Here is a 22370-nt window from a genome sequence, read left to right on the forward strand (position 1 = left end):
GGAATCGAATCATGAATGACGAATTTACACCGACATCCTTCCCCACCGAATCGACGATGGGAAATGGCGTCATGCCGCAATCTCCCGAACCGGTGCTCGAAGCGGTTGGTTTGCAAAAGACCTATGGTCGTCGCCGCGTCGTCGATGGCGTGAATTTGCATGTGGGCGAAGCCGAGATCGTTGGCTTGCTGGGACCAAACGGTGCCGGGAAATCAACCAGCTTTCGAATGATATGCGGACTCGTTCAGCCTGACCAAGGTCGTGTGTACTTGGGCGGACAAGACGTCACTGACTGGCCGATGTTCCGTCGTGCACGTGACGGGCAGATGGGATACCTGCCCCAGGAGCCCAGCGTTTTCAAAAAGCTGACGGTGGAACAAAACATCTCGGCATTGTTTGAGTTGCTGGGTGTGGATCGCAAGCAGCGCAAGCAGCGAACCAACGAGTTGCTCGAAGAGTTCAACATCACGCACATTCGAAAGAGTCGTGCGGCGGGACTTTCCGGCGGTGAACGCCGCCGGCTCGAAATCGCTCGCTGCCTCGTGTCCAATCCACGGATCGTGATGCTTGATGAGCCGTTCGCTGGGATCGACCCGGTGACCGTGCAGTCCATCCAGGGCGTCATTCAACAACTTCGTGATTCTGGGATCAGCGTGTTGATCACCGACCACGCGGCTCGCGAAATTTTGACCACCGTCGATCGCTGTTATGTGATCTATCAGGGGCAAGTGTTGATCGACGGCACACCGGATGAAGTCAAACGTCACCCCAAGGTTCGTGAGGAATACTTGGGTGACCTCGATGCCGCCGCCGGGACATCGGTCGATAATGCGACGCCTGATTCGAGTTCACCTGCCGCGAATCAATTTCGAGTCGATCCGGCTCACCCACAACCACCACCTGCGTCACCTGCCACCGGAACACCGCGACGGCAAGTTCCTCGGCGTCGCGTGACCGACGTTTGACACCTACCTGATTAGCACCATGTCCCCTTTGATCGCCGCCGACAAAATAGAAGCGGCTCGCAAGCGAATCGCCAATGTGGTTCGCCACACACCGTTGATGCGAAACGCTCGACTCTCCGCACTCTATGACGCGGAGATTCTGCTCAAACGGGAGGACTTGCAGGAGGTTCGCAGCTACAAGATCCGTGGTGCCTACAACCGGATGTCGCAACTCAGCGACGAGCAGCGTGCTGCCGGAGTGGTTTGTGCCAGTGCCGGCAACCACGCGCAAGGATTCGCGTACGCTTGCCATGCGATGGAGATTCATGGTCGAGTCTTCATGCCTGCGGTCACGCCGAAACAAAAGGTCGAGAAGGTCAAGCTGTTCGGTCAAGAACATGTGGAAATCATTCTCACCGGGGACACGTTCGATGATGCGGCGGCGGAAGCACATCGCGCTGCCGAAGAAGGACTGACCTACATTCCTCCCTTTGATGATCCCGCCATCATCGAAGGCCAAGGCACCGTCGGCGCCGAGATCTTGGAAGACCATCCGGAACCAATTGACATGGTGCTGGTCGCGGTCGGAGGCGGCGGATTGATCTCTGGCTTGGGAAGCATCTTCAAACAGCTTTCGCCCGAAACCAAAATCATTGGAATTGAACCGATGGGCGCGCCGGCCATGCATGACAGCCTTCGTGAAGGCAAGGTCGTGACGCTGGAAAAGATCGACAACTTCGTCGACGGAGCCGCGGTTAGACGTGTTGGAGATCTGAATTTCAAGATCGCTCAGCATGTGATTGATGAGATGATCCTTGTGCCCGAGGGCAAAGTCTGCAGCGTGATGTTGCAGCTCTACAACGACGAAGGGCTGGTGGTGGAGCCTGCGGGCGCGCTTTCCATCGCGGCTCTGGAGCAATTGTCAGACGAAATTCGCGGCAAGACCGTCGTGTGTGTCGTCGGCGGCAGCAACAACGACATCACTCGCACCGAAGAAATTCGCGATCGAGCGATGTTGTATGAAGGGTTGCAGCACTACTTCATCATCAAGTTCCCGCAGCGAGCCGGAGCCTTGCGAGAGTTCCTCAACAATGTGCTCGGCCCAACCGACGATATCACGCACTTCGAGTACACGCGAAAACACAATCGCGAAACGGGACCGGCGCTCGTCGGTTTGCAGGTCGCCAAAAGAGACGACTACCAAGGCTTGCTGGACCGCATGACGGCCAGCAACATCGAATACCAAGTCGTCAACGAGCAGCGAATGTTGTTCGAGTTGTTGGTGTGAGGGTTATTTTCGACGCGGCCGACATTTGTAGCGTTGTTACTCGTCCGTCGTGTTTCGTCACCAACGATCTCTTTTCTGTGACGCGGATGCGGGCACTGGCGTACAATCAGACCCCTCAGGCAAGATGAACGAGACAATTGTCTCGTTTGGACGCTCTGACGCTCTTAAATAGTGCGCTCTATAAGGGAGAAGATTGGTGAAGTCGCAAACACGCTGCCGGCTGTTGTTGATCGTTGCTTCGATCTTTCTGTCGCTGTCGATTGGAGATTCTCGGGGCTTGAATGCCGGAAGTTCTGACGAATCTGTTTTGGAGTTCTTGCTCACGCGGGAACAAGATGTTCTTTCGCAAGGCTTTGAGAGCGTAGTTCTGCACGCGTCGAAGCTCGACCCAGTAGATCGCTTTGATGTTTTGGCTGATTGGGTGTTGCCGTCAGAAACACGGCCGAACTTCCGGATGCAGTCGCGGTTTTTGCAGATTGCTCCGACGGCAGACTCGGACGTGGCTCCCAAAGCAAGCATTGCCGAAGGCATCACATCGCCAGTCTTCTATCTTCTAGCGGCGGCCAAAGAGGCAGACCGTCTGAGCGAACTTCGCGGGCGTGTGCAAGAAATTCCGGATTCCTCGCAATCGGATCAAATTCGAGCGAAGCTGGCTCTGCTAGTCATGATTGACATCGCGAATTTCACGCCGGAGTCATCGGCAACACCGCCGGAATCTACTACAGCGATTTTGGATACGTTGGCAACTCTCGTTCGGAAACAAGCTCCCGAGGCAGCCAGACAGGATTGGCCGGAGGTATTGGCTCTCGCCTATGGGAGAAAGAGTGGCTTGGATCGCAGTGAACTCGTCGAGCTTGCCGCTAGTATTTGTTCGGTGCAAATGGAGGACTTGGACTGGGACTCAATCGGAGTTTGGGATGCCTACGCCTTTGGTTCTCTTGCTGCTCTCACCTCGAGCAATGAAAGCGGTGTGTTGCATCGGCCCGCGTCGAATGCTTCCGAGACTTCGTCCTTCGAATCTTGGCAGCGAGCCTCGGTGTTGTCTGCTAACTCTCGGGGCAACGGATTCACCGCTGCAACATGGCGTGCGTTGGGCAATGCCGTGCACAAAGTCTCTGGCCACAACAACGATTACCTGTATTTCCCTTCTCCGCTGACCGGGAATTTTGAAGTCGAGTGTGACGTGACTGGTTCTCCTTTTCACGAAACGCAGGTGGCTTACGCAGGAATTTTCGCGTCACCTCGTTCCTCTTTAAATCAAGCCGAGATCGGCGGGATTCGCAGCCAGGAAATGTTGCCGCTGGATCCACCGGTAAGTCCGCCGGACGATTGGCAGAGTTGTCGAATCTCAGTTCGTGATGGTGTTTGTCGTCACTTCATCAACGGAAGACGCATCTTGCAGCGGACGTTGGTGGATGGCCAGTTCCCTTGGTTGGCACTGCGAGCACATCGATTGAGCCGCGGAGCCGTTCGAAATCTGACAATCACAGGAACGCCTGAAGTTCCTTCATCCATTGAGATGGTCAATTCATCGAAATTGCTTGGTTGGTACAGCTACTACGATGAGCCTGTTGACAATCCCAGCGACTCGGCTGCATGGCGATCCGTTGCGGTTCAAGAATCGGGATCATCGTTCAAGGTTCAACACGCAGCACAACGCGAACTCGCGGGATCCAATTTAGAGAGTCTGCTGGTGTATCACCGGCCAATGATGGAAGACGGCTCGATCGACTACGAGTTCTTCTACGCAAAGGGAGAAGCGTCGGTCCACCCGACGATCGATCGCATGGCTCTGATGCTCGAACCCGATGGCGTCAATGTTCACTGGGTGACGGACGGTGCGTTTCAGCCGGGCAATCTTTCACCCGCGAATCGAGCGGTTGTGGCAAAGCAAGATCAGAGGCGTTCCCAGGTTCCCTTGAAGAACGACTCGTGGAACCGTGTTCGATTGGAGCTTCGAGGTGACGAGGTTCAGGTGCTGCTGAATGGAGTCCCGGTCATCGAGCGAACGCTGGAACCGTGGAACCAGCGGCAGTTCGGATTGTTTCATTTCGCGGACAAAACCAACGTTCGAGTTCGAAACTTGCGATGGTCAGGTGACTGGCCAAATGCAGACGAAGTGTTTAGCGAGCATCACCGCGTGAGGCCGGATACGGCGGAAATGGAAGAGTTGGCGTCTGAGCTGCCACAATTTTACGAACAGGATTTTCGCAAGCTGGATTTTGACTCAAGCCATTTCATTCAGCGAGGCGGCCCGATCACAGTTGAGGAGAACGGCATCGCGATGACAGCGGGCGATCGCCAAAGCACCGATCTGCCTCTTTGGCTTGAGGTTCACGGCGACTTTGATCTGCGAGCAAGTTTCGAGAACTTTGAACATGCAAACGTTGGAGACGGGGCTCTCGAGATGCTTGCGTACTTGCCGAGTGACGGTCAGAAAATTCGGGTCGCTCGGCACCGTTGGGATAACAAGGAGCAAAAGTTACGCACCCGATTTTCTCCGATGACGGATGCCGGCCACCAAGCTCAACGCGCAAAAGATCATTGGGTGGCGAACGAAGCGACATCGGGAGTGTTTCGAATGGTTCGTTTGGGCACCACGGTTCATTACTTGTTCGCTGAAAACGATTCGGCAACTTTCAGACTTCTGTCGACTGATCAAGTCGGCCGTGGTCCCTTGAACGCCGGAGGCATCACCTTGAAAGCGTTTGCATCGAAAGGTGGTTCTGCATCAACGACATGGACGAGCGTGAGTGTGCGTGCAGAGCAGATCACGGGAGTTGCTCTGCCGGACATGCAAGCGTTGCGAAACCAGTTGGACGACTCAAGGAAACAGTTGAAGAAGTCGTATGTGCATGACTTCACGAAAGCCGCACCCGATCCGGAGATGTTTGCAAGACTGAGTGATACAAGACCTTGGAATGAAGCTGACGGCGGTCTTCGATTGCAAAACATCGGAACGGTCAACTGGGGGGCGAGTGCTCTCGTCTCGCGAATGTCATTCGATGGTGATTTCGATCTTCGTCTGGAATTCGATGAACTCCGTTTGGCGAGCGCGGGAGAGGGCCAGCAGGCCATCTTTGCGATCGAGGTTCAGCCGACGTCCGAACCAATCACCAGAGTCAATTCGATGCTGGGGTTGAATGCACCCGGGATCATTGAAGCGGAAGGCTACGCGAGAGTGAGGATGCCGGATGGAAGTGACTGGTTCAACGGTACCGAACGACATACCGTGACCTCCGCCACGGCGTTGCGAATCGCTCGTCGGGACAAGCGATTCTTCATGATGGTGCGTCCTGAAGGTGAACAGCACGACCGTATCGTGTCGATGTCAGACCACTCGAACGCTCCGATCAACAGGGTCATCGTGATGTTGCACAGCGGAGGTGCAGGCAGTGAATCAAGCGTTCGGCTCAAGAAGTTTGAGATCCACTCGGATGAACAGTGAGTTTTGTGGAGGAGCTCACTCTGTTCGGTTTCACTCGACGATGGATTTGAGCAAGGCTTGCATCTCTTTTCGTTTTTCAGCTTCTTGTTCGTAGAGGTTGTTTGTTTCCATCGGGTCTTGCTTCAAGTTGTAAAGCTGGCCGGGGAAGTTTGGCTCGGGTTCCTTTTTGGCATAGGGCCGAAGCGTTGGGTCGTTGTAGTTGTTGCCGCCTGAGCCTGCGTGGTCGAGGTACTTCCAGTCGCCAACCCGAAGTTGGAATTCGCCGCGAAAACTTTGCGTGATCATGTGAGGACGAACGGACTCGCCCTCGGGGATTTGTCCCAGCAGTTCCGGAAGCATGTTGAAACTGTCCAGGGCAACGTCTTCGGGCAAGTCCACGTTTGCGACGGCCGCGAGCGTTTTGAAGATGTCGGTCGTGTTGATCAGTTGGTCCGACAAGCGACCGGGCGAAATGTGGCCCGGCCACTTCATCATCATGGGGACGCGGTGACCGCCTTCCCATGCGTCGCGTTTCATCCCACGCCATCCTCCGGCAGCGTCATGCTGGTGATCTTCACGCATCCAAACCGTGTGCATGGTTTCGGGGCCGTTGTCGGAATTGAAGATGACGAGCGTGTTTTCATCCACTCCCAGTTCTTTCAGGTGATTGAGCAAATCACCGGTGAGTGAATCGAGTTCGCAAACAAAGTCACCGCGAGCGCCGGCCTGAGTTGATCCCGAGTATTGGTCGGCGGGGAGCACGGGGGCGTGAGCGATCTGGGTGGAGACCACTGCGAAGAAGGGTTGGTCCGCAGCCTCCTCGACGTGGCGGTCAAGAAATTCGCGGGTCTTGTCAAAAAACAGAATGTCGGCGTCGACAAATTTGTAGCCGGGGGCTTTCCAGCCTTCGTCGTTGTCCCATCGCCACTTGCCGCCTGGATTGGGAAGCGTGTCGCGTTTGTGACGTTGGTTCGCTGGCACAGGAACCATTCCGTTTTCGATGTACAGATACAAAGGATCTGTGGTGGGGCAGTTGGGGGTCACAAACGATTCATCAAAGCCTTGATTGTTGGGGCCGTCGATCAACGGCGTGCTGAGTTCGTAGTCGATTTTGGTGACGTCCTTGAATCCACCTCGCAGTTGTTTGCCGTCGCTGCCATACCAAGTCAAACCGAGGTGCCATTTGCCAAAGATGGCCGTTTTGTAGCCGGCCTGCTGAAGCATTTCGGCGATCGTCAAGTCATCTGGTCGGAGGTAGCTGGGGCCGCTGGCTCCTTCGAACGCAGTCGTTCGGCGTCCCGTGCGGAAGACGCACTGGCCGCTCATCAATCCGTAGCGTGACGGGGAGCAAATGGTCGAAGGGCTGTGAGCATCAGTGAAACGGATGCCTTCGGCCGCCAGTTGATCCAGATGAGGTGTTTCGTAGGCGCAGTTTTCGTTGTAGGCCGACAGGTCGCCGTAGCCGAGGTCATCGGCGTAGATGATCAGGATGTTGGGCAGTTTGTCCGCGGCGATGGCCCAGTCGGCGAGCAAGGAATTCAGGCCAACCACCATCGCAAAGAGGACGGTGATGCGGGCTCGCATGATGGCGGGAAAGCTCTGGCGATTTGTTGAGAGCATGTTTCAAAATCTCGAGTGGCTTGTCGTGGTGGTTGGATGGACCGGCAGAGCTTTTGCCGGTTGGCTGCGTTCCTTGTTCAATGTTCCTTGTTCAATCCTAGCGAGCACCGGTGCATCGCCGAAGCAGTGGCTGGTCGGGGCACATAAAAAAACGGCGGCCAAAGGCCGCCGTGTCGCAAATCGTTTTTGAAATCAGGCGGGTTCCGCCACGAGTGATTTTCATCGCCGCGAGGGCGGGCTCGCTGAATCATTCGTTGGACGCATGGCTGACCATTTGACGTAATTTCACCGCCTCTGTGATTGGCTTTCCTTTCGCGGCGTCCTCTTCCCGAAAGCTGGCGAAGAGAATGCGCCGGTCTTTGGTGCGATTGCAGTCGTAGATGATATGAATGACGCCGTCCGCGTTTTGTTGACCGTCGGGGTAGGAGACGCCCGTTCGCTCATCGAGCCTCAAGGCTCCGTTCTCTTGTTGATGGGGCCGTGCTTCACCAGCAGCACGCAGAGCGAGTGGAGCAGACCGCAAGCGTGATGAGGCGGGGTATCGGTGGGGGAGTGGTTGATCGAGCAGCCTGTTGATTTAGCCGTATACCGAATGACGACAATTAGCCGATGGGCGTTCGCTCCGGTTGGCGTTTGACTAGCCGCTGCTATCGCGGTACGGCTCTTTGAATCAACAGCACGCTAGGGCGGGGGACATAAAAAAACACGGCGGCCAAATGGCCGCCGTGTCGTTTGTTATTTCGAGAGTCCTGCGAACTATGCCACAGGTTTCTTCATGAACTTCGTTTCCGCTGCGATGTCGCTGTCGTCTGGAGTCGCATCGTTGTCGATGTCGAACCATTCTTCTTTGAACTGCAGGTATCCGCTTTCGCCCTTGGCCGATCGCTTCAAGGCCACGTTGGTTCCTAGCGCGATGACCGCGTCGCCCATGGCGACCTCGGGGTAGCAGCGAGGTTTGTTTTCACCGTCTGGGTTGCGGATGCAGTAGGCCCAGTGCTCGATCTCTTCACGATAGCCGCGGCTGACTGGGCCAGACGAAGCGGCTTGGGCAACCGGAGCGGCGTAATCGCCACTGGCGGATGTGTCCAAGGCGAAGCCGGCGTCCTTCTTCACAACGCCAGCTTTGCTGCTGGTGTCGCTGTTGCGGTACAGGTAGACGTCGGTTTCCTTGTCCAGAATTAGCGTTCCCTTGGTGCCCATCACGACTTCGCCCCAGCCACCAAAACCATTGCCGTTGATCGACGAGTAGGTCACAACGACCTTCTTGTTCGGATCGGTTTCGTAGCCAGCAACAGGTCCGTTTCCGGGGCTTTCCGGGTTGGGATAACGCTCGACACGGTCGTAGTAACCGACGTCGAATGTGCTGCTGTATTCTGGTCCAGGGAATTCGAACATGCAGTAGACGTGGTCACCGACTTCACGATCCAGTGGCATGATGTGACGCCCGCCAACGGCATGAACGCTCAGTGGGTGAACCTTTTTCTTGTCGTCACGCAACGAGCTGAGGAAGATGCTGACTGCATCCAGTTGGTGACTGCCAAGCTCAGCCATCAGGCCGGCACCGGTGCGATCGAACAATCGCCAACGGTGAAGTTCTTCCATCGCGCTAAACGTTTTGTCGCCGACCGAGAAGTTCTCGTAGCCAAACTCCTTTGGATCGACATTCTTGTCAGCGTCCCAGGCAGTCCACTGATCAATCTCCATACTCAGACGAAGCATTTCGTCTGGATCTGTGGTCTCGTCCAGCTTCTTTTTGCGGTATTCGATGTCCTTTGCGATCCGATCGAAATTCTTTCCGTTGACCATCTCGCCACCGGGGATCGGCATCGACCAGCTGTCAGCACCCGGCACGTTGCTGCGGTGCCATTGAGCACGAATGTGGTGCAGTTGGCCCAGCAAACCCCAGCGGATTAGGTTGATCGCGTCCTGGTACTTCACGTTGTAGTGACGTTGGTGACCGGTCGCCAAGTGAAGCGGGTTGCCGTTTTTGTCTTCCATGCTGCCGGCCATCCGCGACATGACTTTGCACTGAGCCACGTTGTGGGCCATCAGTTTTTCGGTCAGCACGTGCAGGCCACGTTCCATCGCTTGTGCGGCGACGGGAGCGTGCAACCAAAGTGGCAACGCAATGATCACCGCTTCGATATCGGGATCGTCTAGGCAGGCCATGATGCCGCCGTTGGATCCGTCATAAACTTTGACGTTCTTGCGAGCTTCCGCTTCGTCTTTGTAGCCAGCAACGCTGATCAAACCCGGCCGACGTTTCAGAGCCGACGAGGAGGACCAGTCACCGTGGAAAGCACGGAATTGGCTAAAGGGACGAATGTCGCAGATCGCTTTGACGTCCACGTACTCGGGGTTGCAGCCACCGATCAGCACGTTTCCTTCGTCGCCGGTTCCGATGACCGCAACGCGGACCGGGTCGGTGACTTTGCTGTAGCCGAAGTACGCCGCACCCAGGCCGGCGCCGCTGACGGCTCCGGTGGCGACGATACCGCGAAGGAAGTCACGACGATTGACGTCGTAGTAACTGCCAACGGCGGAATAGTAATTGTGTGAGCCGACTTCTTTTTGATCGGCGTTGAGTTTATCTACCATTTGCTAGGACTCCCGGTCACGCAGTTGCGGCGTCGCCGCCGTTGAATTTTCGAATAATGAGATGCAAAAAGAAATCGAGGCCGGCGAAACGACCAGCACCCGTGGCGGCAAGCACGAGGCAAGCCATGCACTCGATCAGCTGATAATTGCTGGATGTCGGCCCAGTCAAAGGTGGGTACTGACTCAAGAATACAGAACCGAGAAAACCGGCTGCTGCTAACGCGGCAACGGGTGTGAACAGTCCAAGCAACAGGCACCAACCCACCAGCATGTCGAAGTACGGCACGATCGAATCAATCACGCTGGTGTCCATCATTTTCAAACGCGGCCGCACCAGTGGATACGCAAGATGACGGGCCTGTTGTTCCGCTGTCGCGACTTTGTTTTGAGCGGTTTCGTAATTTTCCCAGATCGCATCGATTTGGTCGAACACGGGGGCGATCTTCTGTGACAGCTCTTTTCGGACGCTTTCTCGTTGTCCGCTCAGTGAGCTGACTCCCGAAGCGACCGCATCACCATCCAATTCCTCAATCCGGCCGAGGCCAAGCTGGAATTCCTGAATTTCGTTCGCGTTGAGTTCGAGCACCATGGCCAATTGCTTGGCCGCGAGGCTGTAGTTGTTGTGAGCTTCGATCTTCTGCTTCTCGTCAAATCCGTAGTGATCGGAAATTTGATCGCGGTAGTAAGCCCAGTTAAGTTCGGTTTGGTCGACGTCCAGACGCATTGTGCCGTCGTAATCCCACACCATTTGGCGGAAATGACCAGCAAACGGGCCGCGAGCGTTGGCGAAGAATGGCTTGGCGGACCAGTTTCCAGCCTGGTATTTGTCGATACCTTCGCTGATGAAGTGCCAGCCGATAGTGAGACGAAGGAGGGTCAGCATGACCACCGCGATCGTTCCGAGCAGCCGGGGTGAGATTCCCCATCCGACAGCCAAACGCAAAGGGGAAAGCAAATACTTGGCCACCGAGAATGGGCTCCGTCATGGGCAGGAAGGATGGAACTCCATGGCGACAACGCGACCACCGACGCGTGACAAGATTGACACGCTCAAGGTTGGTTCAGCTCACGCCAAGGGACGTCCAGTGAAGGGGGAACGCTCATTATGGCAGCCAAGTGACCATTCGCCAACCGAGTGTATACAGAATCGCCCGAATCGGTCGTTGGTTGGAATCGCATTCCTCTCCTCGATCTGATTGTGGGGGTCGACAAAGTCGTTTGGATCAGAAACCCTTTGCCGACGGCGGGGAAGCACAAGTCCGACGGCACCAATAATCTGACGGCACTCCGAGGCGTGATCGGCTTTGCAAGCGAGGCGTTTCGCGAGAGAGAGATTGACCAACGCAGAAAATATCGGGTGCTGGGGCTGCCGGAGTGCCTTGGTTCCACGACGGATCAGCCGGTGGGATGTTTGACGGCGAAAATGCGTTTTTCCCGCCAGCAACCAGTCTACTCGCGCGGTTTGCTGAGGCGATTCGTGCCGAGGCGTCCCAGCGGTCGGCCGCCGCCGCTTGCCCCGCGATCCGTATATTTGACAACTTCTCAATTCAGGAAATTTTCCCTTGTCCATTCGAATCATGCGTCGCTTCACGTTCTGCGCTGGGCACCGATTGGTCGGCCACGAGGGGAAGTGCCAAAACCTGCACGGGCACAATTACGTGCTGGAGGTCTACGTGACCGGTGCGGAGCAGGATGCCGTCGGGCGGATCCTTGATTTCAAACAACTCAAGACACGCTGCAAGAACTGGATCGACGAGAATTGGGACCACACGTTTGTGCTGTGGGAAAAGGACCAGAACGGATTGGACGCGATTCGCAGCTCAGAGCCTCACCGGATCTACGAACTGGACAGCAATCCCACCGCAGAGAACATGGCCAAGCACTTCTTGGAGCAGATCTGCCCTTCCATTTTGGGTGATTCCGGGGCGACCGCGTACAAGGTTCGCCTTTGGGAAAGCGAAGAGACTTACGCGGAAGTCGAGTTGGACTGAACCAATCGCAGCAACTGCGGGATGAAAAGACGCAGTGCTCGCGATCGATGACTAAGAGCACGCTTCACGGTCAGGTTCAGCTCCCCGAACGTTTTGTGATATTCGGGGATCACAAACAGCGGGTCGTATCCAAATCCCGCGCCGCCGCTTCGTTCCATCGCGATTCGGCCTCGGCAAATGCCTGACTCGGCGAGCCGGACGTTTCCATCGGGATCAGACAGGCACAGATGGCAATTGAACTGAGCCCCGCGGCGATCCATTGGCACGTCAGCCAATTCGCTGAGAAGTTTTTCGTTGTTGGCTTCGTCGTCGCCATGTGTTCCGGCGTACCGAGCGGAGTAAACGCCCGGTGCACCCTTCAACGCATCGACGGATAATCCGCTGTCTTCGGCCAACACCCAGCGTCCAAGATGCTTGGCTTGTTCGGTCGCTTTCTTCGCAGCGTTCGCGGAAAACGTTTCGCCGTCTTCTACGACTTCGATCGCGTTTTCAATTTCTGACAACGCGGTCAGGGCGATGGTTTCTTCTGGCAACATCATCCGAAGCTCAACGAGCTTCTTTGCGTTGCCGGTTCCGAGAACGAGATCAAACATTCGATTCAGCGTCCAACTGCTGCACTGTAGAAGCTGCGTTTGCTAGCCTTTGGAATACGAATCGGTGTTGGCTGAACATCGAAGGGAATGTTTTCGATGTGCTTGGCCGCCAATCCATCGCTGGTCTTGGTCTTGACCTGATTCGCGATGCTCGGGTCGACATTGAATGCTCGATAGTTTGACATGATCGCTTTGATTTCTGGGGCGTATTCAAATCCGCCATCGGGCAATTCGTAACCCAACGTTTCGAAGCTGCCGATTGTCACGATCGATCGAGTGCGGTCGTGATACTGGTAGGCTTCCTGGCCTTCTTTGCGTAGGGCGACCACCATTTTATTGGCATCCATCGCCATGCGGTCCAAGCGATTGATGTTGGGTTGGAAGTTCTTTTCCTTCTTGCCATCGACGATGGTCTTGTAGCCTTCGAAGGTGCGAACGACAACGGTGAATTTGCCATCGCATTCCAACAAATTGAATTGTTTGTCTTCGTTCAATTTGCGAACAAAGGAATCGACTTCGGGTGCGTGCGAGAAGTCCTCGGGAAGCATTGGGTTGCGGGTCAGGAACGCACTGCCCATTTCGCCACGATCTTTGTCGCCGCTGCGGCTAACGAATTGACGGTGCAATGCTTTGACCGCAGTGACTGGATTTCGGAAGTCCGTTTCGGCTTCCATTTCTTTCTTGTCACCAAAGACAGGCAACTTCGCAGACTTGATGCGTTTCAAGTCTTCCGCGATTTGCGGGTGTTCCGCGTGATCGTACTCACCGACCAAAACCGCGTGAGCGTCATACTGAATGCTGTTCGCGTATCGCATTCGGCGATGGTTGGAACGAGTGGTTCCACCAGCGACTTGAATGGTTGTGGTTGGGGTCTCGACTTCGCCTGAGAAGTCGAAGTTCTCTTCGTAGACATACGAGGGCAGGTTGAGTTCTTGGCGAATCTCAAGTGCCAATCGTTCGGCTCGTTCTTTCGATCCCGCACCGACAAAAGTGTGGGCCAGAATCAACCAGGGCCCGTCCTCTTGAGTCAGTTCGTAAGTCTTGGTCGTATCGACTTCGACTTTGTTCCCGCGTTTAAACATCCGCAAGAACGGCGAGTTCTGTGCGACTGCGGGCGAAGGTGAAACGAGGCCGGAGGCGGCCACGGCGAGGATTGCGATCAATCCGAGGCGAAGCGAACTGTTCATCGGAACCAAATCCTGAATCGAAACGATACGAGCGAGTTGTTTGACTCGTCATTAGCAGATTCATTGGATTCGCAGCAAGAGTGTCAAAGCGTTTTGAGATATTCCAAAACCGCTCGCTTCTCCGCTTCGTTTAGTTCGTTGGGATAATCGTGGCCAGCGGCACTTTTTCCAAACCGACGGGTGTCAAAGTAGCTGCGTCGAATTTGAACATCGGGCTGGAATAATGGGACTTTCTCAGCCAGTTCAATCTGAAAGCCGACGCGGTCGCGATCGATCGCTTCTTCGGATCGTCGCCAAACGGTGGGACGTTCCTCGGGATGCAGCACGTGCCACAGAGTCGGTACGCTGCCGTTGTGAAAATACGGTGGGCTGGCCCAAACGCCATCCAGGGGCGGCGCGACGTAGCCCTCGGGATTGACCAGCGTTTCTTGCGATTTTCCCTGTTCAAGTTCAGCGAACCAAGAATCGGCGTACTTCTGACGACCTTCGCTGGAAAGAGCTTCGAAGCGGACGGGATCGGTACCGATTTCATCGATCGCTACCATTTGATTAGGGTAGCTTCCGCCGTCTGCCCCGTAGGTTCCGTGGCAGCGTGAGCAGGTTTGTTCGAACAAATGACGCCCGGTTTCGGCAAGGTCTTCATCGATCGGGCCGTCGTACTTCGGGGCTCGCAACGAGGACAAAAACGCGAAAACGTTTCGGAAGTCGTCTTCGTGGTCGCGATAGAAATCGGGGCCGTTTTCAGGGACCAGCGTGAACTGCATCAACCCGCGATGGCCCTTTTGCGCGAACCCATCGATGTAAAGGTAAGGTCGTTTGTAGAAGTGCCACCACGGTGGGGCGTCCATGTCGTGATGAACGAAGGTCTGAGGCGTATTGGGAACGACGTTCAGTTGCGAATCACGATACTGCATCAGCCCCATGCCAAAGACCACGGCGTTGGTGGTTCCGTTCGTCGTACCCAGGGGAATGACCAGCGAACCCAACTCCATTCGTCCCAGCGATTTGCCCAGTCGAAACTTGGTGCTGCGGACTTCTTCGGTGAGCGTTTGAAGGGCGTAACGGTTGTTCGGGGCTCCCGGTGTCGGTACTCCGTAGACGGAGCCACCGTGGCAGGAAAGGCAGTTCATCGTCCAGTTGCCGTCTTCATCGGCGACGTACTGCATCGGGGGGCCGAATGAACCTGTTTCTTCGTGAGACTCAAACGTTGCGACGCCGTCGTTTCGCACAATCAATTCGGGGCGTTGGGAAAATCCGTAGCGATGATAGATCGCTCGCAGCCGGTCTTCCGGTGATGCATTCTCAACCTTTGCACGAGCTTCTTCGGGCCAGCTTCGCCAGATGTCATCGATCACATCCTGAGAAAAGTCGCTGGGCAACAAAGCCTTTTGAGTCAGCACTTCCCAGCCGAGCTCGATCGCCCGAGCTTCTGACTGGGAAACGTTGCCGCCAGAATCCGCCGAAGTTTTCCCGAGCTCGGTGGCGAAAACACCCGGGCAAGTGGCAGGCAACGCGAACAGCAGAACGCAACCGGCGATCAACCGACGCAGCTTTGCGAAGTGGCGGCGATCGGAGGGAAAACAACAACGAATCATCGAATCAAATCGCTGGAAGGATGGATGCGACCGGGAATTCAACGTGCGGGAACCAAATTGCAAGCAATCCGCACAGCGGGAAAGGGACCGTCGTCCCCATGTCAGTTTAACAGTGCGTCCACCGTCGCAGTCCAACTCATTGTGCGATTCCCAAGATGCGGAACGGTTCGATCGCGTTGAACGTTGAAACGTTGAACTCCAGTGTCGGTCTGCTCTTGTGTCGGGTTCTCTTGATTGGCTACTTCCTGAAGTGATCGTGGCCAACCAACTTACGTCGAACGCATTCGTACGCTCATGAACGCAACTACCGCTCTCCAACGCTGCCGATTCGGTTTGGTGTGGATCACGCTGTCGCTGACCGCTGCTGGCGGATGCACTTCGTTTTGGAAACGGGATCAGGACGACCCGTCGAACAATCCAAAGCTGGCCAAATTGCTGAAGGTTCCTGATCCGCCAGATTTGGTTCGTGAAGCGGCCATTCCTCACGGTATGCAAAGCGTCCGTGTCAACGGCGTTGCAATCGTCAACGGGTTGCCCGATACCGGCGGCCCGGCGTTGCCTTCGGGTTTTCGCGACATGTTGTTGGAGGAAATGAAACGCAAAGAGATTCCAAATCCAAACGACTTCTTGGAGCTTAACACCACGGCGCTTGTTCAAGTGCTCGGCACGATCCCACCAGGTTCACGTCGTGGCGACACGATCGATTTGGAAATTTTGACTCCCACCAAAACCGAAGCGACCGACCTGCACGGCGGTTGGCTGCTTGACACGCGACTGCGTCACCAAAAGGTTCTCGACAGTGCCGTCCGCAGCAGTGATGTGCTGGCGGTTGGTACCGGACCCGTGCTCACGCGAGGCGATCACGAAGGTGAAGCCGACGGCGCGTTGCGGGTCCAAGGTGCGGTTTTGTCCGGCGGAGTTGTGCAGAACGATCGTAAGTTGGGATTGGTTTTGCGGCCTGATTTTCAGCATGTCAAAATGTCAGCGGCGATCGCGCAAGCCATCAACCATCGCTTTTACTTCTTCGACGGATCAACTCGTCGCGGCATCGCCGAGCCGATCGAAGACGACTTCATTCAATTGGATGTCCATCCACGGTATCGCAACAGCGTCGCCCGTCTGATGGCGGTTGTTCGAGCGATCGGAGTGGCACCCGAATCTTCCAACACCCAGGTTCGCCTCACTGAACTTGGCGAGCGCATGAAGCAACCTGCGAAGGCAGCCGACGCGGCATTGCAATTGGAGGGGCTCGGCGAACCAGCCATTCCAACGTTGCTGGAAGCGGTTCAGTCATCCAACCCCGAATTGCGATTCTATGCCGCGGAGGCCTTGGCGTACTTGGATCGCGAAGAAGCGGTGGATCCTTTGATCACGGCAATTCGTTCTGAACCAGCGTTCCGTGCTCCGGCGCTCAAAGCACTCGAAGACATGCAGCATCACAACGTTGTCGAAGGACTGCAGCGTTTGATGGATTCGCCCAGCTTGGAGACTCGTTATGGCGGATTCAGCGCACTGCGAAATCGTGAAGATGGCCGACAAAAACTCGCGGGACAAAACCTTCGTGGAACCTACCGGCTCTATCAAGTCTCATCGAACGCGAAACCCGCCGTTGTGGTTTCGCTGCGTCGAAAGCCAGAAATCGTTTTATTTGGCGATGTGCAACCGCTGCAGATCGAAACGTTCTTCTTAGGCCCATCTGGGATCATGATTCGTTCGGTTCCTGAAACGGGGCAGCTTCGGATCAGCCGTTTCCAAGCGGGCAAAGACGATGCCTTTGCAGAAGTCGACAACACGCTGGCTGGTGTGTTGGAAGGTTTGACGGAAGTCGGCGGAGGCTATGGCGATGCGGTTTCGATGTTGCGAATGGCCAAAACGCAAGGCATCCTGCCCGATCAGTTGGCCTTCGATCCGCTGCCAAAGAACTTGCGAACCTACTATCGCAACGAAGGGTCTGAGGAAGGCGACTCGGACGAGGAAAGCAATGGATTCGTCAGCGACTCTGAAGAAGAATCCGACGGAGTCTGATCGTCACCGCTTTGTTTCCGAAGTTGTCTGCTTTGGCGTGTTCGCCCCGTCAGTCTCACGGTGGGGTAGACGCACAGTGCCAGCACCATCAACAGAATGTTGAGCAGAACGCCTTGGATGAGCGTGGTAAAGACGGTTGAGATGAATCCCAAACCCGCGCCGTTATCGAGTTGTGCGACAGAGGTGACGGTCACGACCGCGATCATTCCGGTGAACATGTCGACGATCATGCCGGCGGGAAGAATGATCGAAACAATCAGGCGGAGTACGTAGACGGTCCGCAAGGTGATTCTGATGTTCCGGTACCGTCGCCACGGCCGATTTCGTGTGACCAGATCGGCCCAAACGTAGCCGGCGACGAAGATCGCAATCCCGGTGACCATCCCCAGGAACTGTCCTTCGGTGATGTTTAGCCCGATGACGAAGCTGGGGACCGCTGCGATGCTGCAGACCAATGTCCACCGCAGAACGGTGAGAGGCAGCGTCGGAAAAGGCTTTTCCTCAAGCGGAATGTCCAGCAACAGCTCTTGATCGTCCTCCCCTCCCTCTTTCAGAGGGCCCGTCGCATAGGGGTTGGGTTGGTCAGCAAGTTCGGGCTGGGCGGCATTGTCAGCGTCGGGATTCATGCAACCAGCATAACCGGTTCGGCTGCTTTACACGGAAGTGCTCGCCAATTCTCTGGCGTCGCGGCAAACGTTTCATTCGTCCTGATCCGAGCTCGCGGATAGAATGGAACCCTTGTTCCCTTCCTATCGCTTTGCTGGCATGACCGTGCACCCATCACCCAAACCACAAAGAACTTGGACGCTTTTCTCGATTGCGATCGCTGCGTTGTTGACCTTTGGTGCAGCGAGTTACGCTGAGGCTCAAGTCGTCGGCGGAGGAAACACTGGCAACCAGTATCCGCCCCAAACCTATTACACGGCGCTGGACATCTATCGCGATGGGGACATGAAGAACGCCATCAATGCGTTTGAGTCGGCGCTTCGCAGTTCGCGAACGGACATCAACGGCAAGTGGATCGATGCGATTCCGGTGCATGCGATGTTGGCCGAGTGCTATTGGCATCTTGGTCATTTGCCACTTTGCCGCACGCACTTGGACGCTGGAATGCAGATCACGATTCGCAATCGTGGCTGGTTGGGTGCGATTGATTGGAACGGTCTGAATCAAGGCGCCGCGATCAGAGCCGGAGCGACCAACCTGTGGCCGGAAGCCAACTCGGTGCGACTGGCGCCGGTTCCTAGAGGACTCATGCTCCATAGCGGCGAAGTCCTGACCGAACAACGGTTGCAACAAGGCGGCCGCATTGAGAATCAGAATCTAAAACGCGTCGATGCGATTGAGATCATGCGATCGATTGCGTTGATGATGTATCGACGCCGAGTTGTGATGGGCGAATTGTCCGCGCAAGAACCGTTGGCCGCGGAGCTGATGGAGTCGACCAAATACCCAAGTGGATTGAACTCGCCCGGCGGCCGGTCGCTGATCGGTGCAATGCGAGGTGTTGGGCAGCTCGCCGTTGCAGAAGATTCAACGGTTGTCGATCGCGTTGGCAAATACGCGACGCTTGGTGGAGCCGTGCATCCGATCACTCCGTTGATGTTGTTGGCGGGAATGACGGTCGGCGTTTCTGGCGACGCAACTGGCAAGCTGGATCCAAACATTGCAGCGGGCTTGGTCGCGACCAGCCAACAAGCGGTCAATTCCGCGGCGGCGCTGGAGCAATACGAATTCATCGGTGAAGCTCTGCAGTTGGCGGTTGGTGCGGCCGGACCACAACAATACGGAAAGGTGGAGCAGACCGCGTTGCTGGCCGGACGCACACTGATTCGCGAATCTCGGCTGGCTTCGCTGCATTGCTATCTGGTTGCGGCGGACGCTGCGATCAGTGCAGGACGAGTCGATGCGGCCGCGGAATCGATGACACTGGCGATCGAAATCGCATCCCGACGTGATGTGGATTTCCCACGTTTGGAAGCCTACGGTGCCTATGTTGCGGCTCGGATTGCGGCGGCGCGTGGCGAATCGCTCGGCGGCCCGGAAGGCAAGCTTTCCAACGCGATGGGATCGTTGAATGAATTCGTCAACAATCGACGAGACCGCAACCGGCCGGTCATCTCGATGCCGTCACATTACCAATTGAGTTTGGTGCAGTCGATGATGGGGCGATCGATCGGCAATCAGTCGACTAAGAGTCTGTTGGACTACTTCACCTCACCTGTTTCGATGACGACATGGCGACGAGATCCAGTGGACGCGATCGCATTGATCGGTCTCGATTCGACGCCATTGCATCGTGGTCGGTTGGAATTGGCCGTGGCGGAAAACAATGGACTCGATGTGCTGAAGTCCACCGACCGAATTCACGCGGCGCGTTTGGCTTCCGCTTTGCCGCTGCGAGGTCGTTTGATGGACGTTCGGTCGTTGGTGACCGACCCCGTCGAGTCGTTTTGGCCCTCGACCAAAGACATGGTCGTGCAACCGCCGCCGATGGTCGCTGATTTGCGTCAAAGAGTCCAAGCGTCTCTTCGTGAAGGAGCGGACAATACCGAGCCACGAGACTCCACCGTCGCGAGCATGCAAGAATCGCTTGTCACGCAGATTGCACTTCAGCGGTTGCGGATTCCTTCGATCTGTCCACCGCCAGTCGCATCGGAGGATGCGGCGGCGTTGCCACCGGGGACTGGTCTGCTGACCTTTGTGGTGGATGGAAATCGCTTGGTCGCCACGCTTTCAAGAGATGGTGAAACGACCGGTTGGATTTCACCCGCCGGGCGACGCATCCCGACAATGATCTCGAAATTGTTGGCCGACATTGGTGCCAACCGGAGTCGCGGCAAGCGATTGCCTGATGATGAGTCGTGGCGAGAAACGGCTGCGAAACTGAAAGAGATTTTGTTTCCGCCCAGCTCGGGCTGGAACGAAACTGGGCTGGAGAACCTGGTGATCGTCCCCGATGGGCCTCTTTGGTATTTGCCGTTTGAATTGCTGCCCGCCAGCGATGGTCCCGATGTGAGGGCCGATGAGAATGATGACGCGTTGGATGATGGCGACGCTGATCTCGATCCGGTTTCGCCCGGGCAACTTTGGGCGGACACGATCAAACTCAGTTACGCGTCCACGCCGGGGTTAGCGCTTCGAGAAGTCGGTGCGGCTAGCGAAGCGAATCGTGTGGCGGTGATGGCAGGAACGTTCTTCGCGCCTCGGCAAAAGGAACTGAACGATCAAATGATCGAGGAGATGCTGGCTGCGGCGGATGATCCTTTGCGATGGACCATCGGATCGGCACCACCGACTGACCGAGTCGGGTTGGGGGTGGCACACTTAGTTGTCGCATCGCCACTGACACCAAACGTCGCGTCGCCGATGGCAACGACAACCATCCCCAGCACGTCCTCCACGCCGCGGTCGGATGCGAGCGGTCAATGGGATCAATTGTTCGGTTGGGTTCGGCTTCCGGCCAGTGGTCCGCGTACGGTGGCACTTCCCGGGTACCGTACGGCAGCGGGAGCAGCAAAGCTTGGAGATGGATCGGAACTTTTCTTTCCTCTGGCCGCCCTTCGATGCAGTGGTGTGAAAGAGATCACGCTGAGCCGGTGGGTCACCGGCGGTCATTCGGCCGCGACGGTGATTGGCGAGCTGATCAATGAAACGCCTCACACATCGCTCGCATCCGCGACACGCCGTGGTGTGTCGTTGCTTCGGCAAGCGGACCTGGCGGTCGCTGGCGAACCGTTGCTCGGAAAAGCGGATGAGGATTCTCAGAACATCACGGGCAATCAGCCGCTGTTCTGGTCCACGTATCTGACGTCAGGTTCACTCGGATTGCCGGCTCCCAAGAGCGACGAATGAGGTTGAGGCTTCGCGGCGAGATAGATCAGTTCATCTTGCTATGATTGCCGAGCACCATCCGTGTTCAGTTCGCTTGCTTCGCCATGATCAACCCGTACCAACCACCTGAATCGGCACCCGCCAATCAAACACACAATTGTCCGATTTGTACGGGGCCGGTTGGCTTTTGGCGTTTTGCATTCCCATTGGGATATTGCCAGCACTGCCGCAACTATCTCACGATCCGTCACTGGGATCGCCGCACTTGGGCGTGGACGCTTGGCTTGCTTGGGATCATCGTGGTCCCAATCAGTCTTCGGGCATATCGATACATCACGTTCACGCCACCGATCGGTACCTTCATTCTGATTTGGTTGATCGCGATGATTGTCCACAGCAAGATTTACGGACGGCTTGTTCCGGCATATTGCTGGGGCTTCTTTGCGGTGCAGGACGATGACCGGATCAACACGGACGACGGCTGAGATTCGATGGGTGAGAATCTCAGGAAGGGCTCCACCGTCTACCGAACGAATACAGCACCGGCACAACGATCAAGGTAAGTAGGGTTGCAAAGCTGAGCCCCGAAACCAGCAACCACGCCATGCCTTCCCAAAGCGGTCCGCCGTCGAGGGCGAGTGGCACCAAGCCTCCAACCGTGGTTGCCGTGGTGAGAAAGATAGCGGTCAGACGCTGCTGCCCGGCCGACACAATCGCGTTTTGAAACTCCTCGGTCGCATTGGAACTGCTTGATTCCTTTGAATTGCTTTCAGATACCGACATGTCCGCGAATTCGACAAACAAGATGGCGGCATTGAGCACGATGCCAAACAAAGCCAAGACGCCCAGTTGAGGCATGAAGCCGAAGGCACTGTTGGTGAGCCACAAGCCTAGCAAAGCACCGGCGAGAGCGAGCGGCAACGTCGCGATGATGATGGACGTTCGGAAGAGACTGTTGAATTGCACGATCAACAAAATGATGATCGCGACAAAAGACATGCCGAACGATTTCAGCATTTTGATCTGGGCCTTTTGAGATTCTTCGAGTGCCCCGCCCACTTCGACTTTGTATCCGTCGGGCAGTTCAGCTTGCAGGGCCTTCATTTCGGGCGAATTGAAAACGCCCATTGTGATGTCGTTTCCTGAGGCACCCACTTTGACTTGTGATCGAACTTCGATGGTTCGGTTGCCGTCGCGGCGATCGATCAAGGCGGGACGCCACTGCGGCACGATGCTCGCGATCGACGCGAGCGGCAACTTGCTCTGGT

At 56.0% G+C, this 22370-nt stretch carries 16 protein-coding genes; 7 read left to right on the forward strand and 9 right to left on the reverse strand.

Translation table 11 applies throughout. The features are described 5' to 3' along the window. Nucleotides 1-11: 11 nt before the first annotated feature. The 3 genes from lptB (at nucleotide 12) to B2R17_RS13465 (ending at nucleotide 5680) form a co-directional block, all read left to right on the forward strand. A complete protein-coding gene (lptB, locus tag B2R17_RS13455) occupies nucleotides 12-965 on the forward strand; it encodes an LPS export ABC transporter ATP-binding protein (RefSeq protein ID WP_286764388.1) in 954 nt (317 codons plus the stop codon). Nucleotides 966-984: 19 nt separating this feature from the next. Continuing rightward, nucleotides 985-2232, forward strand: a complete 1248-nt coding sequence (gene ilvA, locus B2R17_RS13460) for a threonine ammonia-lyase (protein ID WP_286764389.1) — start codon at nucleotides 985-987, stop codon at nucleotides 2230-2232. A 454-nt stretch (nucleotides 2233-2686) separates the two neighbouring features. Beyond that, nucleotides 2687-5680, forward strand: coding sequence for a DUF1583 domain-containing protein (locus tag B2R17_RS13465; RefSeq protein ID WP_286764390.1), 2994 nt, complete (start codon nucleotides 2687-2689; stop codon nucleotides 5678-5680). A 30-nt stretch (nucleotides 5681-5710) separates the two neighbouring features. Here the strand turns inward: B2R17_RS13465 and B2R17_RS13470 are convergent, their stop codons facing one another. The 4 genes from B2R17_RS13470 to B2R17_RS13485 form a co-directional block, all read right to left on the reverse strand. After that, a complete protein-coding gene (locus B2R17_RS13470; RefSeq protein WP_286764391.1) occupies nucleotides 5711-7279 on the reverse strand; it encodes a sulfatase family protein in 1569 nt (522 codons plus the stop codon). 247 nt (nucleotides 7280-7526) lie between these two features. Then, nucleotides 7527-7802 (reverse strand): sialidase family protein, encoded by a 276-nt coding sequence (locus tag B2R17_RS13475; RefSeq protein ID WP_286764392.1) that lies wholly within the window; start codon nucleotides 7800-7802, stop codon nucleotides 7527-7529. Between the two features lie 233 nt (nucleotides 7803-8035). Beyond that, nucleotides 8036-9877, reverse strand: coding sequence for a Gfo/Idh/MocA family protein (locus B2R17_RS13480; protein ID WP_008670350.1), 1842 nt, complete (start codon nucleotides 9875-9877; stop codon nucleotides 8036-8038). Nucleotides 9878-9893: 16 nt separating this feature from the next. Then, complete coding sequence (locus B2R17_RS13485; RefSeq protein ID WP_008670349.1) at nucleotides 9894-10844, reverse strand: hypothetical protein; 951 nt, start codon at nucleotides 10842-10844, stop codon at nucleotides 9894-9896. A gap of 610 nt (nucleotides 10845-11454) precedes the next feature. Here B2R17_RS13485 and queD point away from each other — a divergent pair. After that, the gene (gene queD / locus B2R17_RS13490; RefSeq protein ID WP_037253159.1) at nucleotides 11455-11868 is read left to right on the forward strand and encodes a 6-carboxytetrahydropterin synthase QueD; all 414 of its coding nucleotides are present in this window, start codon (nucleotides 11455-11457) and stop codon (nucleotides 11866-11868) included. Here the strand turns inward: queD and rdgB are convergent. The 3 genes from rdgB to B2R17_RS13505 form a co-directional block, all read right to left on the reverse strand. After that, nucleotides 11844-12461 (reverse strand): RdgB/HAM1 family non-canonical purine NTP pyrophosphatase, encoded by a 618-nt coding sequence (gene rdgB / locus B2R17_RS13495; protein WP_008670347.1) that lies wholly within the window; start codon nucleotides 12459-12461, stop codon nucleotides 11844-11846. The two genes, queD and rdgB, sit on opposite strands and share 25 nt — an antisense overlap. A gap of 5 nt (nucleotides 12462-12466) precedes the next feature. Further along, nucleotides 12467-13648 carry a hypothetical protein gene (locus B2R17_RS13500; RefSeq protein WP_286764394.1) on the reverse strand — a complete coding sequence of 394 codons (1182 nt, stop codon included), beginning with the start codon at nucleotides 13646-13648 and terminating at the stop codon, nucleotides 12467-12469. 83 nt (nucleotides 13649-13731) lie between these two features. Next, nucleotides 13732-15243, reverse strand: coding sequence for a hypothetical protein (locus tag B2R17_RS13505; RefSeq protein ID WP_286764395.1), 1512 nt, complete (start codon nucleotides 15241-15243; stop codon nucleotides 13732-13734). A gap of 294 nt (nucleotides 15244-15537) precedes the next feature. Between B2R17_RS13505 and B2R17_RS13510 the strand changes: the two genes are divergently transcribed. Beyond that, nucleotides 15538-17268, forward strand: coding sequence for a HEAT repeat domain-containing protein (locus tag B2R17_RS13510; RefSeq protein WP_286764396.1), 1731 nt, complete (start codon nucleotides 15538-15540; stop codon nucleotides 17266-17268). Here the strand turns inward: B2R17_RS13510 and B2R17_RS13515 are convergent. Beyond that, a complete protein-coding gene (locus tag B2R17_RS13515) occupies nucleotides 17178-17894 on the reverse strand; it encodes a hypothetical protein (RefSeq protein WP_286764397.1) in 717 nt (238 codons plus the stop codon). The two genes, B2R17_RS13510 and B2R17_RS13515, sit on opposite strands and share 91 nt — an antisense overlap. Before the next feature lie 103 nt (nucleotides 17895-17997). Between B2R17_RS13515 and B2R17_RS13520 the strand changes: the two genes are divergently transcribed. Next, nucleotides 17998-21123, forward strand: a complete 3126-nt coding sequence (locus tag B2R17_RS13520; protein ID WP_286764398.1) for a hypothetical protein — start codon at nucleotides 17998-18000, stop codon at nucleotides 21121-21123. Nucleotides 21124-21206: 83 nt separating this feature from the next. Further along, nucleotides 21207-21587 (forward strand): hypothetical protein, encoded by a 381-nt coding sequence (locus B2R17_RS13525; protein ID WP_286764399.1) that lies wholly within the window; start codon nucleotides 21207-21209, stop codon nucleotides 21585-21587. Nucleotides 21588-21606: 19 nt separating this feature from the next. Here B2R17_RS13525 and B2R17_RS13530 read toward each other — a convergent pair. Then, a partial coding sequence (locus B2R17_RS13530; protein ID WP_286764400.1) for an efflux RND transporter permease subunit occupies nucleotides 21607-22370 on the reverse strand: 764 nt, incomplete at its 5' end.

It is taken from the genome of Rhodopirellula sp. UBA1907 (genome assembly GCF_002337565.1).
Classification (GTDB): domain Bacteria; phylum Planctomycetota; class Planctomycetia; order Pirellulales; family Pirellulaceae; genus Rhodopirellula; species Rhodopirellula europaea.